This window comes from Mesorhizobium sp. CA12, assembly GCF_020165255.1.
In the GTDB taxonomy this organism is placed as follows: domain Bacteria; phylum Pseudomonadota; class Alphaproteobacteria; order Rhizobiales; family Rhizobiaceae; genus Mesorhizobium.
Genome location: NZ_JAIUHT010000004.1, coordinates 193,529 through 206,796, shown reverse-complemented (window position 1 = coordinate 206,796; position 13,268 = coordinate 193,529). Strand labels below are relative to the sequence as shown.

The 13,268-nt window shown below is 64.3% G+C and carries 10 protein-coding genes; 4 read left to right on the top strand and 6 right to left on the bottom strand.

Translation table 11 applies throughout. The annotated features are described in order from the left end of the window. Positions 1-72: 72 nt before the first annotated feature. Both rsmD and LB520_RS09875 read right to left on the bottom strand, forming a co-directional pair. A complete protein-coding gene (gene rsmD / locus LB520_RS09880; RefSeq protein WP_224637357.1) occupies positions 73-627 on the bottom strand; it encodes a 16S rRNA (guanine(966)-N(2))-methyltransferase RsmD in 555 nt (184 codons plus the stop codon). After that, complete coding sequence (locus LB520_RS09875) at positions 608-2,569, bottom strand: pseudouridine synthase (RefSeq protein ID WP_224637356.1); 1,962 nt, start codon at positions 2,567-2,569, stop codon at positions 608-610. Before LB520_RS09875 ends, rsmD begins: the two co-directional genes overlap by 20 nt. Before the next feature lie 181 nt (positions 2,570-2,750). On the opposite strand from LB520_RS09875, the gene LB520_RS09870 reads away from it, so the two are divergent. After that, on the top strand, positions 2,751-3,206 hold the full coding sequence (locus LB520_RS09870) for a nucleoside deaminase (RefSeq protein WP_224637355.1): 456 nt from the start codon (positions 2,751-2,753) through the stop codon (positions 3,204-3,206). Between the two features lie 71 nt (positions 3,207-3,277). On the opposite strand, the gene LB520_RS09865 is transcribed toward LB520_RS09870, so the two are convergent. The 4 genes from LB520_RS09865 to LB520_RS09850 all read right to left on the bottom strand — a co-directional run bounded on the left by LB520_RS09865 (position 3,278) and on the right by LB520_RS09850 (position 9,411). After that, on the bottom strand, positions 3,278-3,919 hold the full coding sequence (locus LB520_RS09865; RefSeq protein ID WP_411909049.1) for a hypothetical protein: 642 nt from the start codon (positions 3,917-3,919) through the stop codon (positions 3,278-3,280). 223 nt (positions 3,920-4,142) lie between these two features. Continuing rightward, positions 4,143-7,106, bottom strand: a complete 2,964-nt coding sequence (gene ileS / locus LB520_RS09860; RefSeq protein ID WP_224637354.1) for an isoleucine--tRNA ligase — start codon at positions 7,104-7,106, stop codon at positions 4,143-4,145. Between the two features lie 304 nt (positions 7,107-7,410). After that, positions 7,411-8,208: a MipA/OmpV family protein gene (locus LB520_RS09855; RefSeq protein ID WP_095767864.1), complete on the bottom strand. Its 798-nt coding sequence runs from the start codon at positions 8,206-8,208 to the stop codon at positions 7,411-7,413. A 120-nt stretch (positions 8,209-8,328) separates the two neighbouring features. Next, the gene (locus LB520_RS09850; RefSeq protein WP_411909048.1) at positions 8,329-9,411 is read right to left on the bottom strand and encodes a glycosyltransferase family 4 protein; all 1,083 of its coding nucleotides are present in this window, start codon (positions 9,409-9,411) and stop codon (positions 8,329-8,331) included. 192 nt (positions 9,412-9,603) lie between these two features. Here LB520_RS09850 and LB520_RS09845 point away from each other — a divergent pair, with 192 nt between their 5' ends. The 3 genes from LB520_RS09845 to LB520_RS09835 all read left to right on the top strand — a co-directional run bounded on the left by LB520_RS09845 (position 9,604) and on the right by LB520_RS09835 (position 13,108). Next, the gene (locus LB520_RS09845; RefSeq protein WP_224637353.1) at positions 9,604-10,605 is read left to right on the top strand and encodes a hypothetical protein; all 1,002 of its coding nucleotides are present in this window, start codon (positions 9,604-9,606) and stop codon (positions 10,603-10,605) included. A gap of 110 nt (positions 10,606-10,715) precedes the next feature. Further along, on the top strand, positions 10,716-11,681 hold the full coding sequence (locus tag LB520_RS09840; RefSeq protein WP_224637352.1) for a glycosyltransferase: 966 nt from the start codon (positions 10,716-10,718) through the stop codon (positions 11,679-11,681). Next, complete coding sequence (locus LB520_RS09835; protein WP_224637351.1) at positions 11,681-13,108, top strand: glycosyltransferase family 4 protein; 1,428 nt, start codon at positions 11,681-11,683, stop codon at positions 13,106-13,108. Before LB520_RS09840 ends, LB520_RS09835 begins: the two co-directional genes overlap by 1 nt. Positions 13,109-13,268: the final 160 nt, after the last annotated feature.

Here is a 13,268-nt window from a genome sequence, read left to right as displayed (position 1 = left end):
TCGCGGTTGCGCGACGATAGGCAAGGTTCGCTGGTGAGGCAAAGTGATTTGTTCGGCATTTTCGAGGCGAGGCTAGTTGGCCTCGATGAAGCGGATGACCGTTTCGCCGTAATTGCGCTCGTCCATCACGGAAAAACCGGCGCCCGGTTCGAACGCCGCCGAGGCAGCCTCCTCGACGACGCAGAGCGCGCCAGGCAGCAGCCAGCCGCCGGCCTTGGCCGAGCGCAGCGCGCGTTCGCCGAGCCCTTTGCCATAGGGCGGATCGGCGAAGACTAGGCCGAAGGGCGAGATCGTGCCGGCTTCGCCCAAATGAGCGGCGTCGCGACGAAAAATCTTGGTGCGGCCGGTGAGCCCATAGGTCTCGACGTTCTCGCGGATCAGGCCTCGCCCTTCGGTCGATTCTTCGATGAAGACGCAGTAGGAGGCGCCGCGCGACAGCGCCTCAAGTCCGAGCGCGCCGGTGCCGGCGAAAAGGTCGAGCACGCGGCCGCCCTCGAGCTTTTCCGCGTAGCGATGCGCCAGGACGTTGAACACCGCCTCGCGGGTGCGGTCGGTGGTCGGGCGGATTGCGTTGCTTTTCGGGGTCGCCAGCGGACGCCCGCGGAACTCACCGCCCACGATCCGCATCGCCGCCCCTCTTCGGACCGCGCGGCCTGTCGCCGCCATCGCCTTCAGGACGCTCGCCGCGAGGCTTGCCGAACGGCTTCGCGCCCGGCTTGCCCTTGCCGCCCGGCTTGTAGGATGCCTTGCGCGCCTTCGCCTCGGCGGCCTTGGCGGCATCGGCCTCCGCCCTGCCCTTGCCGATCGGCCGGGCGCCCGGCGCCATCCAGACATTGGCCTTGCGCTGGCCCGGCGGCTCGATCGGCCGCTGCTCGCGCTCGGATTTCTTGCCCCCAAACCGCGGCTTGTCGCCGAAACCGCCACGGTCGGATTTCGGGCCGCGCTCGCCGAACGTCCTGTCCGGCCCAAATGCCCTGTCCGGCTTTGTCGAGAGCTTGCTCAGCGCCTCGTCGCGGCTGCCTTCGCGGCGCTTGCGCGCCTTGATCAGCCCGCCCTCGCCGATCGGTCGATGGTCGCCGTCGCGCGTGAATTTCGGCCGGTCGGTCTCTTCACGGCGAGGCCCGCCGCCGCGCACCGGCTTGTTGGAGAACGGCTTTTGGATTTCGGCATCGAAATTGGCGCCGGACTCCTCGATCAGCCGCTCGCCAAGCTGTTCGCGCAACACGCGGCCCTTGATCTCGAGCACATGGCCCTCCGGCAGGTCCTCGAGCTGGAACGGCCCGTAGGAGATGCGGATCAGCCGCGTCACGTCGAGGCCAAGCGCGCCGAGTATGTTCTTCACCTCGCGGTTCTTGCCTTCGCGCAGGCCGAGCGTCAGCCACGCATTGGAGCCCTGCTCGCGATCCAGCGAGGCTTCGATCGAGCCGTAGAAGACGCCGTCGACGGCGATGCCTTCGCGCAGGCCGGCGAGCGCGCTCTCCTCGACCTTGCCGTGGACGCGCGCACGATAGCGCCGCAGCCAGCCGGTCGCCGGCAATTCGAGCACGCGCGACAGCCCGCCGTCATTGGTCAAGAGCAGCAGGCCCTCGGTGTTGATGTCGAGCCGGCCGATCGTCATCAGCCGCGGCAGGTCGGGCGGCAGCACGTCGAAGACGGTCCTGCGGCCTTCCGGATCGCGGTTGGTGGTGACGACGCCCGCCGGCTTGTGGAACAGGAAGAGGCGCGTGCGCTCGATCGGCGGGATCTCGGTGCCATCGAGATGGATAACGTCGTTGGCGCCGACATTGAAGGCCGGCGAGTCCAGCACCTTGCCGTTCACCTTGACGCGCCCGGCGGCGATCAATTCCTCGGCGTCGCGGCGCGAGGCGATGCCGGCGCGCGCCAGCCGCTTGGCGATGCGCTCGCCGCTTTCCGGCGCGGCTTCCGAGGGCCGCGGCCGCGGCTTGAAGCCGCCTTCCGGTTTTCTTGCGACGCTATCGCGCTGCGGACGATCGCTGAAGTCTCGCTTCGGCCGGTCGGCGAAATCGCGTTTGGGGCGGTCATCGAACGCGCGCTTGGGGCGGTCGAAACGTCGTTCGCCCCGCTCGCCTTCGGCCGCTACCGGCCGGTCGCCCCGCGGCGTATAGGGCTTGCGGCTCTCATGCTTGTCGAAGGGCTTGCCGTCGCGCGGCGGACCTTTGCGGAACGGCCTGTCGCCTCGCTCCCCGCCTTCCCCCGTTTCACGCGGCTTGTAGCTGCGCTTGAAGTCGCGGGCCGGGCGCTCACCTTCGGCCGCCATCGGCCGGTCGCCGCGCGGCGTGTAAGGTTTGCGGCCATCGCGCTTCTCGAAGGGCTTGCCGTCGGGACGCGGACCTTTGTTGAACGGCTTTTCGGCGCGCCCGGCACCCTCGCTCGTTTCGCGTGGCTTATAGCTACGCTCGCCATAGCGGCGCTCGCCTTCGGCAGCCGCGGGCCGCTCACGCTTGGCGAACGGCTTCTTGGTGCCATAGGCCGGCTTGCCGTCTCGCCGGCCCGCCGGTTTCGAGCCGCCTTTGCGCGGCCCGCGTGAAGATTTCTTGTCGTCGTTCATTACTTCGCTCGTCTTCACCTGCTACAGCGCAGCACGCCCTTTCGGACGCCCAGCGCAGGCGGTGTCATCTTGATTATTGCGCATATGCCAGCGCGGCAAAAACCGATTCCGGTTTTCAAGGTCTCGCGCTAGATAACAGGATCGCTGTCGGGTGGCGAGGAGTAATCGGAATGGAGACCGCTTGAAACGACCGGATTTCATGGCCCTGGCGCTTGAAGAGGCCGAAGCGGCCGCCGGCCGCGGCGAAGTGCCGGTCGGCGCCGTGATCGCCAATGGCGGCACGGTGGTCGCGAAAGCCGGCAACCGCACGCGCGAGCTGGCGGACCCGACCGCGCATGCCGAGATGCTGGCGATCCGCGAGGCCTGCCGGAAGCTCGCAAGCGAGCGTCTCACCGGCCACGATCTCTATGTGACGCTGGAGCCCTGCGCGATGTGCGCCGGCGCGATCTCCTTCGCCCGGCTGCGGCGGCTCTATTTCGGCGCCGCCGACGAGAAAGGCGGCGCGGTGGTCAACGGCGCGCGCTTCTTCGCCTCGCCCACCTGCCACCACGCGCCGGATGTCTATGCGGGGATCGGCGAAAGCGACGCCGCCCTCATCCTCAAGGATTTTTTTCGCGAGAAACGGGATGGCGAGTGAGGTGTAGTGAGTAGTGGTTAGTGAGTAGTGAGTAGGTCACTACTGACTACTGACTACTGACTACTGACTGTTCACAGGCCGAGCCAGTCGAACCAGCCGCCCTTCTTGCCTTCGGCCTGCGCCTTGAGACGGCGCTCCTTCTTGTACTCGTCCTCGCCGAGCTCGTTCTGCGGCGCGGTGGCGGCCGCCTGGCGATAGGCAAGCGGCGGCTCGCTCAGATATTTGCGAGTGGTCGGATCGCCCTGCTTCTGTTCGGCCAGCCGGCGCTGAACCTCGGCGCGGCGCGTGGCGCTGGAATCATCCGGCGACCAGCGCGGCGGGTGGCTGGAACCCGAGTCCGCCATCGCCTTCTTCACCGCTTCGGGATCGGTCTGGACATCCTCGGCCGCTTCAGGCTGGTAGTTCGGATCGTTCTGGTGCGCGGTGGCGTCGGCGCGGATGCGGGCGCGGCGCGCCTCCGGCGATTCGGGCCAGTCGGCGCTCGCCGTCTGGATGCTCTGCTGCGGCGCGGGCAAGCTTTCCTTCTGCCCAGGAGCTGGCTTCACCAGTTCAGGACGCGGCTTGTAGTCGATCGGATCGCGACGCTTCGGCGTGATCGCGGCAGCGCCGGAAACATCATCGAAGAGCTGCGCGGCAGCGGTCTTGCCGGTCCCGTAGGTGGGCGAGCTCACGCAGCCGGACATTGCGATGGCCGATACCACAAGCGGCGCCATCAGCGCGGCGCGCGCAAACGTTCTGTCGGTCATGCCAAAAAGTCCCACTCTAACAGCCTTTCGGTCGCCACCGGCCAAGGGCACGGTCCCCTGCTTCCCCGCATTTGCGATGGAAATCCGGCGACAATTTGTCTGCCGGAGTGTCGCGTGTTTACCTCAACCGCTCGTCAAGGGCAACGCACGGGCGGTTTCCGGCCACCCGGCGCGCTGCTTTTGCACCGGCTTATAGACGGCCAAGCGCCTTCAGCTCGTGCAGCACGGCCGCATCGCGGGCCGAAACGTCCGGGAATTCCGGGTCCTGGCCGACATCGGCGGTGTAGCGCCAGGAGCGCGCGCATTTGACCAGACCGCGATCCTCGGCTTTCTCCACCACCACCGCCACGCCCTTGACGTCGTCGAGCGTGAAGGCGCCTTCCGGGGCTTTGCCATGCTTGACGACGAGATCGCTGGTGATCGCCATCTCGGCCATGTCGACATCGGCGATCGCCGCCTCCAGCGCGGCGTCGTCGAGCGTCACCACCGGCACGGCCTCGAGCGACGAACCGATCAGCTTCTCGGCGCGCGCGATCTCCAGCGCGCCGGTGACGACACGGCGCACTTGCCTTACCTTGCGCCATTTCTCGGCTAGCGCCTCGTTGCGCCAGTTCTGCGGGATCGCCGGGAACTGATCGAGATGCACCGATACGGCTTGCGGATGGCGGTCGAGCCAGGCTTCCTCGGTGGTGAAGGGCAGCATCGGCGCCAGCCATTTCACCAGGCATTCGAAGAGGTGGCGCACCACCTGCACGGCCGCCTTGCGACGCAGGCTCGACGGCGCGTCGCAATAGAGCGCGTCCTTGCGGATGTCGAAATAGAAGGCCGAAAGCTCCACCACCATGAAGTCGAGCAGCGTGCGGGTGATGCGCTTGAACTCGAACGCGTCGTAGCCCTGGCGCACCACCTCGTCCAGCTCGGACAGCCGATGCAGCATCAGCCGTTCCAGTTCCGGCATCGCCTCGACCGGCACATCCTGGCCGTCGTCATGGGCGAGCGTGCCCAGCATCCAGCGGATGGTGTTCCTGAGCTTGCGGTAGGCGTCGATATTGGTCTGCAGCACGTTCTTGCCGAGGCGCTGGTCTTCCCAATAATCGGTCGTCACCACCCAGAGCCTCAGGATATCGGCGCCGGACTGTTTGATGACGTCCTGCGGCACGACAGTGTTGCCGAGCGACTTCGACATCTTGCGGCCTTCCTCGTCCATGGTGAAGCCATGGGTGATGACCGTGTCGTAAGGCGCCCTGCCCCTGGTCCCGCAGCTTTCGAGCAGCGAGGAATGGAACCAGCCGCGATGCTGATCCGAGCCCTCGAGATAGACGTCGGCCGGCCATTTGAGATCCGGACGGTCTTCCAACGTGAAGACATGCGTCGAGCCGGAATCGAACCAGACGTCGAGGATGTCCATCACCTGGTGCCATTTCGAGGCATCGTGATTGCCGAGGAAGCGCGCCTTGGCGCCTTCGGCGAACCAGGCGTCGGCGCCTTCCTTCTCGAAAGCGTCCATGATGCGCCGGTTGACGGCCTCGTCCTTCAGCACATTGCCGTCCTCATCGGCGAAGACGGCGATCGGCACACCCCAGGCGCGCTGGCGCGACAGCACCCAATCCGGGCGCTCCTCGATCATGGCGCGGATGCGGTTCTGGCCCGCCGCCGGCACGAAGCGGGTGTCGTCGATCGCCTTCAGCGCGCGACCGCGCAGCGTCGTGCCGTCGCCAAGGTCCTTGTCCATATAGACGAACCATTGCGGCGTGTTGCGGAAGATGACCGGCTTCTTGGAGCGCCAGGAGTGCGGATAGCTGTGCTTCAGCCGGCCGCGCGCGAAGAGCGCGTTGCGCTTGATCAGCTCGTCGATGACCGCCTGATTGGCGTTGCCCTTCTTGCCGTTGTCATCGATGACGCGCGCCGCACCGCCCTCGCGCCCGGGGCCGAAGCCCGGCGCGTCCTTGGTGAAGAAGCCGGCATCGTCGACCGTGAAGGGGATCGCGGTATCAACGCCGCGTGCCCTCAGCTGGCTTGCGGCTTCCATCCAGGCATCGAAGTCCTCGCGGCCATGGCCGGGCGCGGTGTGCACGAAGCCGGTGCCGGCATCGTCGGTGACATGCTCGCCGGCAACCATCGGCACCGGGAATTCATAGCCGCCGCCGAGCCCTTTGAAAGGATGCGAAAGCGTAAGCTTCCCAAGCTGTTCGGCCGAGACGCTATGAAGCCTGTTGAACGTGACCTTGGCCTTGGCCGCACAGTCCTCGGCCAGCGCGTCGGCAAAGATCAGCTTCTCGCCGGGCTGCGGACCGAAGGCGTTCTCGGCCGCCGTCACCTCATAGAGGCCATAGGCGATGCGCGGCGAATAGCTCACGGCGCGGTTGCCGGGAATGGTCCAGGGTGTGGTCGTCCAGATGACAACATGCGCCTCGACCAGATCGAGCGCGGCCTCGTCCAGCGCCGGCGCGGCGCCCGCGACCGGCTGGGCAAGACTCGCGACCGGAAACTTCACCCAGATCGTGTCGCTCTCATAGTCCTGATACTCGACCTCGGCCTCGGCGAGCGCGGTACGCTCGACCACACTCCACATCACCGGCTTCGAGCCGCGGTAGAGCTGACCGGACATGGCGAATTTCAACAGTTCGCCGGCAATGCGCGACTCGGCATGGTAAGCCATGGTCGTATAGGGATTGTCGAAATCGCCGATGACGCCGAGGCGCTGGAACTCGTCGCCCTGCACCTTGATCCAATGAGCCGCGAAGTCGCGGCATTCCTTGCGGAACTCGTTGACCGGCACCTCGTCCTTGTTCTTGCCCTTGGCGCGATACTGCTCCTCGATCTTCCATTCGATCGGCAGGCCGTGGCAGTCCCAACCCGGCACGTAGTTGGCGTCATAGCCGCGCATCTGGAAGGAGCGGTTGATGACGTCCTTGAGGATCTTGTTCAGCGCATGGCCGATATGGATGTTGCCGTTGGCGTAGGGCGGGCCGTCATGCAGCACGAATTTCTCGCGGCCGGCGGCCTCCTCGCGCAGCTTTCTGTAAAGGTCCATGTCCTGCCAGCGCTTGACCAGGCCAGGCTCCTTCTCGGGCAGGCCGGCGCGCATGGGGAAATCCGTCTGCGGCAAATAAAGCGTTTTGGAATAGTCGATCGTCTCAACAGTGTCGGTCATTGATCTGCCATCTCAGGGTACCCGACGACAAAAGCCGGGCGTTCAGGTCTTGCCTTGACGCATATCGTTTTCCCAAAAACGAAGCCACCTTTGGGCGATATGCGTTGATGTTCATGAAACACGCGAGGGGCGCGCGCGAAAACTCCCGGCGGCTCCAGCGGCGCTCAGGCCGCCCGGAACACCGGGCCCGTAATTCGTATCGCGATCGCGAAAAGGCGCGAAAAGCTCGTCATGGCGTGGCTTTTAGCGGATGGCGCGGCAGGAATAAAGCGCGGATTTCAAGGCATGAGGCCGCTTTCGCGACCTACATCGTGAAATTGAAGCGGTAAGTGGTCGAGACACCGAAGGTCCACTGGTTGCGGTCGCCCCGTTCCTTGACCAGGCTGGAATCGGCAGCCGGCCCCATCAGGCGCGAATATTCGGTGAAGACGCTCGCCGTCATCGGCTCGGTCACCTTCCAGGTGATCGCGCCGCCGAGGCCTGTCGACTTCACACCGCCGCCCGGATGGTACTCGCTCAAGCCCGAAGCCGCCGCTTCCTTGGCATTGACGCCGTAATAGGCGTCGAAATAGTCTGACGAGGCGAAGGAAACGCGCGGACCGCCGGAAATGCGAACGGTCGGCGTGATGTCGTAGAAGGCGTCGGCCGCGATATCGGCGACGAAGCCGTTGTGGGAGCGGATGCCATGCCGCAACTCGGCCCGCGCGCGCAACCAGTCCAGCGGATAAAATTCGAAGAAGCCGCCCACCTCGCCGCCGAAGCGCACCGGATCGAGCCCCTTGAGCTCATCCTTGCTCTCGCGCGAGAATATGAATTTGCCGGTCAAGCCGGCGCGAACGGAACCGTCATCGATCAGCGCCAGCGAGATGTTGTCGTTGCGCGAGGTGAAACGCGCCTCCGGACCGACCTTGCCGAGCGAAATGATCGGCTGGGCGCTGAGCATATATTTCTTGCCGCCCTCGAAATTCGGCGCGACCAGTGCTGTGGCGCCGAGCGTCAGATACCAGTCGCCGGATATCCAGCTGCCCTCGCCCGCCTGGGCGACGGGCGCGGTGGACAGGCCCATGGCAACGGCCAGCGGAATCGTCCCGACAATACGCATCGTCACCCCTTACGCGAAACGCGCCGGCAGCACCACCTGCCAGCGCTCAAGCCATGCCGTGCGTTCGGTAAAATTTGACTTAAAGTCATGACGTCGGAACCAGCGGAATCGACGGACGAATTAGGCGACACGCCGGGTGCGGCGAGACGTCTCTATCAGATCGCAGGCCGCTTCCAGTCCGCCGGTAAGCGGATTTGATGCCCCGTAGGCAAGAGCCGCCTTGTGCCATTGCGCGGGGACCGCCGGGTTGCCGGCCTTCAGGATTGCCTGCCGCCAGATTTCAGGATCGTCGCGGTTGGCCACAACCAGCCCCGCTCCGCTGGCTTCGACATATTTTGCATATCCGCAGGCGTCCGATGCGATGACGGGCAAGCCGTTTGCGAGTGCCTCGAGGATCACCGTGCCTGTATTTTCAAGACGAGCCGGATGCAGCATGAAATCGCTTGCAACCACAATCGCCGGAATGTCTTCCTGGATGCCCAGCAGGGTAACCCGTTCCGACATGCCGGATTTGGCAATCAGGGCGCGAAGTCGCGTTTCCTCCTCGCTGCCTTTTCGAAGACCGGCGATCAGCCAATGGATATCCGGGAACGGCTGCAGGCCCTTTACCGCCCGATCGAGACCCTTCACCTTCAATCTGTTGGCGATGGTCAAGGCAATGACGGATTTGCGGGGAAGCCCAAAACGATCGCGGATCTCATTGCGGTCGACAGTGAGCAGTTCCGGTCTGCGGCGTTTCGGATCGAGCGTCGGGCCGACGACGTGAATGCGCGATTCCTCGGTTCGCCAGAAGTCTCGGTAAAGCGCTGCCTGGTTTTCGCTGAGCGCAATGATCTGCACGGTGTTGCCAGGGGCAAAGATCATCGATTCGAGATTCTGCTGGCGCATGAAGCGGGGCGAAAACGGCCGCCACCATCCGAGCTTCGACACAAAATAGGGCGGATCGCCGGCATAGTAGATGTCCAGACCCGCCATCTTGTTGAAACCGACCACGCAGTCGAAGTCGCGCCTGGCCGTCAGCACCGACCTTCCCAGCGCATATTCGGTGCCCGGATTGGAGAGAACCCTTGCCGGCTGGATTTTTATCGTAGCCGAACTCTCGACATGACCGACCTGGCGCGTCGTCAGGATCGTCACGCTGTGGCCGCGCCCGACCAATCGGTCGCTGATATTGAGACAATCCCTCTGCAGACCCCCATTCATGAAGAGGGTAGAGATTGCGCAACAGATTCTCATCGCGTTTTCCGGAGCGCCGCCCCACCCCCAAGTCAGATCGGAGAGAGACCCCGGGTGCGCCCCAGACTTCCCCATTCAAACAAACACACCGGGCGCTCAAATGTTGGTCGTGTTGAAAAGACGCATATGCTGTATATAGCCCGTTATCAAGAGACCTGGATGCTGTTGCATTCGAGCTTTTTCAAAAAACTCAATTGGAGCGCGCATGAAAATTCCACGCGGCGATCGTGGCTACCAAGCCGGGTCCGACTGAAAGCCGCGGCGGCCGTGCCAAAGGCCCTGCGCGAATATGACTTGCGGCAATGGCTGAGGCTGCAGCCGCTGCTGCATGCCGTCAAGAGTGCCCGTTACCGGAAAATCGACCGAAGGTTTCTGCGTCAGCCGCTCAAGAATGGCGACATCCAAGGGATCCGTGCCGCCGCCCGCGATCGCCATGTCCTGATTACCGTCGCTTTCGGCGATGCTCAGTGCCTGGAATTGCAGTTGCGGCTGACGAGACGATTCGTTCGCCATGATCTCCACATCGTTGCCGACAACAGCATCAGCGAAGCTTCCGCAGGCGACAACAGGCAGGTATGCGCAACCCATGGCGCCGCCCATGTCAGGCTGCCGACCAATCCGTGGACCGCAAGAAGCCCGAGCCGGTCCCATGGCGCGGCGCTCAACTGGATGTGGCACAATATTCTGAAGCCTGCCGCGCCGACCGCGTTCGGATTCCTGGACCAGGATCTTTTCCCGACGCAGCCATGCGACCCTTTCGAGCCTCTTGAAGTTGCGCCGTTTCACGGCGACCTCCGCAGGGCAGGCTCGCGATGGTATTTGTGGGCTGGCTATTGCTTCTTCCGATTCGACGCCGTCGGCCGCAAGCCTCTCGATTTCGGGCTCGACTGGTTCGCCGGCCTAGACACCGGCGGAGCCAACTGGGAGGTGCTCTATCGGTATGTGGATCCGAGCACAGTTCCGCAACGGCCGATAACCGCTTTCGCGGCCTTGCCTGGGGTTGAACTCAGACGGGCCTATTGCGAATGGCGGGGAAGCTGGCTTCATGAAGTCGGCCTCGATGGCGACCTCTCGTTGAAGGCGAAAAAGCGTGAGGCGGTGCTGCGGCTGCTCGCGCCCGCACTTGAGGTCCCGCTCGGATCGGCGCGACAAGGAAATTGACGGTCGACAGACCGAGGAAACTTTGGAATTGGAATTTTGAAGCCAGGCTGCCGACATCCGAGAATTCAACGGCCATTCGGTCGCGACCAATCATCGCAAGGAAAGTTCCATTGCCGACAGTAAGCGTCATCATTCCGGTGCGAGACGGCGCGCAATATGTCGGCGAGGCCCTGCAAAGCATCCTGGACCAGGATCTGGCGGATATCGAAATCATCGTTGTCGACGACGGATCTTGCGACGACAGCGCCGCGATCGCGACATCGATCGGCAACCGTGATGGCCGCGTCAAAGTTGTCGCCAATCACGGCAAGGGGATCGTCGATGCGCTGAACATGGGGATTTCGCTCGCGCGGGCCCCTCTTGCCGCGCGCATGGATTGCGACGATATCTCGCTGTCCGACAGGTTGCGCCTGCAGGTGGCGTGTTTCCAGGCCGACGCCGATTTGCAGTTGCTCGGCACGGCGGGATTGCAGATCGACCGGGACGGAAACCCGTTGGGGCCGATAGACGTTCCGGCCGGCAACGACCAGTTGCGGGACGCGCTTGCCAGGTACAATCCGATGCTTCATCCGACGGTGATGTTCCGGACCGAGGCTGTCCGGCGCGCGGGAGGCTACCGTCGGGCGTTCACCTATGCCGAGGACTACGATCTTTGGCTGCGGCTTTCCGAGACCGGAAAACTGGCCAACATGGATGCGCGGCTCGTGAAGCTGAGATCGCATCCGGGACAGGTATCGCGCATGAAGCAGGATCAGCAGAAGGCGGCAGCGGCCTTGGCCCGGCAGTCGGCGTTGCTGCGCCGCAATCGCGCCGAGCCGTTCGACGCCAACAGCCAACCCGCGCAGGCCATCGCGAGCTTTCTGGCATCGCGCGCCGCCACAGGGGCCGGCATCTCCAGCCTGGAAAGACGCGACATCGAGTTGCTGTTGCGAACCGCGGGCATACCCATGGCCGTCACTTGCAAGCTGCTGTTCCTGGCGGCTGTCGGCGCCCCTTCCTTCAGGACGCTTGCGCTGGGACCTCGACTGGCCTGGCGCAGGATGATCGCGCGCCCTGCAAGAATTCGGCCCAGCTGATGCGGCTCGTCGTCGATCTCTCGAGCATGGTGCGCTGGCTCGGCCCCCCGGTCGGCCTGGTCCGCGTGCAACGCCACTACGCAGCCGCGGCGGCCGCATTCAAGGCCTCCGAGGTGGCATTCACGGTGTTCGACCCGATCGAGCGGGTGCTTAGACAGGTTTCGCCGACCATGGCGGCGGAGATCATCGCCGGCGACATTTCGTGCGACATGAGCTTTTACCCGGACCCTGCCCGCTTCAAGACGCGTTTTTACGATCGCTGGCCGAACTGGGCACGGCGGTCGCTGATGGCGATCATCAGACCGCGCCGGATCCTGATAATGGAAATCGGCGCGTTCGGCCTGCGCAATCCCGGCAGCCCTTTGCTTCGTTTCCTCGAGCGGATCGAAAACCGGCTGATGAAGGAAACCGAGCGGCGGCAAGTCGCTGGCGTGGGCGGTTCACGCGCCCGGATCGTCCCGCTCAGGACCGTGGCTGGCAACAAGTACGATCTTTCGCCCGGCGACCATCTGCTCTTGATGAACAACGACTGGGCGCACACCGATATCGAGGTCATTTCGCGCGAGGCGCGCTTGGCCGGCGCAAAGCTGATCGTGCTGTTGAACGACATCATTCCGATCCAGTTTCCCGAATGGTACAAGCCGCACGACGTCAAGAGATTCACGGACTATGTGGATCTGGCGATGAGGCTGGCAGACCGTTTCATCCTGACCTCGAGGCGCGTCACCACCGATGTCGAGGAATATGCCGCCAAGCGCGGCATCCACCTGCCGCAGCTGGAGCATGTCCCTCTCGGCTGCGACAGTGCCCGCAAATCGAAGGCGGACGGCCGCCTGCCGGATGGGCTCGAGACGGATCGCTACGTCGTCTTCGTTTCCACCATCGAACCGCGCAAGAACCATTCGCTGCTCATGGATGTCTGGACGCGCCTCGTCCTGGACGGAACAGTCGCGCGTAGCGGCATGAAGCTGGTTTTCGTCGGCCGCAGCGGCTGGATGGTCGACGGCATCCTGGCCAAGCTTCACGGCCATCCTGCCTACGGCAAGAGCCTCGTTCATCTCGACAACGTCGATGACGGTACGCTGTCCCTTCTTTACCGCAACAGCGCGTTCTGCGTGTACCCGTCGCTCTATGAGGGATATGGGCTGCCGCCTGTCGAGGCGCTGGCCTACGGCAAGGCGCTGATCGCCTCGACGGGCGGAGCCATTGCCGAAGTAGTCGGTTCGTCGGGACTCTGCCTTGATCCGCTCGACGTCGAAGGATGGGAAAACGCGATGCGGGAGTGGATCACTTCGCCCGCGGCCCGTGCTCCGTACGAAGCGAAGGCCACAGATTTCGTGGCGCGAAGCTGGGGGCAGGCCGGCCGGGAGACGCTGGAGGCGACGCTGGCGCCCTTCCCGGACGAAGTCCAGCCGCCGCCAGGTTGACGATCTCTGCACGCCCGCCGATCGCGGTCATCCGGCCGACGCCGGCCAAGTCGGTTCGTCGGCAAATGGCGGCCTGACGAAGGCGCTTCGCACGCGCCGCGCTGCTCGCTGGACGCTCAAGTTCATCGGGACTACCTTCCTTTCACCCGCAAGCGGCGCG

Excerpts from the sequence above, each read along its gene's own strand:
- rsmD (WP_224637357.1), bottom strand. The coding sequence starts at position 627 with ATGCGGATCGTGGGCGGTGAGTTCCGCGGGCGTCCGCTGGCGACCCCG.
- LB520_RS09875 (WP_224637356.1), bottom strand. The coding sequence starts at position 2,569 with ATGAACGACGACAAGAAATCTTCACGCGGGCCGCGCAAAGGCGGCTCG.
- LB520_RS09865 (WP_411909049.1), bottom strand. The coding sequence starts at position 3,919 with ATGGCGCCGCTTGTGGTATCGGCCATCGCAATGTCCGGCTGCGTGAGC.
- ileS (WP_224637354.1), bottom strand. The coding sequence starts at position 7,106 with ATGACCGACACTGTTGAGACGATCGACTATTCCAAAACGCTTTATTTG.
- LB520_RS09855 (WP_095767864.1), bottom strand. The coding sequence starts at position 8,208 with ATGCGTATTGTCGGGACGATTCCGCTGGCCGTTGCCATGGGCCTGTCC.
- LB520_RS09850 (WP_411909048.1), bottom strand. The coding sequence starts at position 9,411 with ATGAATGGGGGTCTGCAGAGGGATTGTCTCAATATCAGCGACCGATTG.
- LB520_RS09845 (WP_224637353.1), top strand. The coding sequence starts at position 9,604 with ATGCTGTTGCATTCGAGCTTTTTCAAAAAACTCAATTGGAGCGCGCAT.
- LB520_RS09835 (WP_224637351.1), top strand. The coding sequence starts at position 11,681 with ATGCGGCTCGTCGTCGATCTCTCGAGCATGGTGCGCTGGCTCGGCCCC.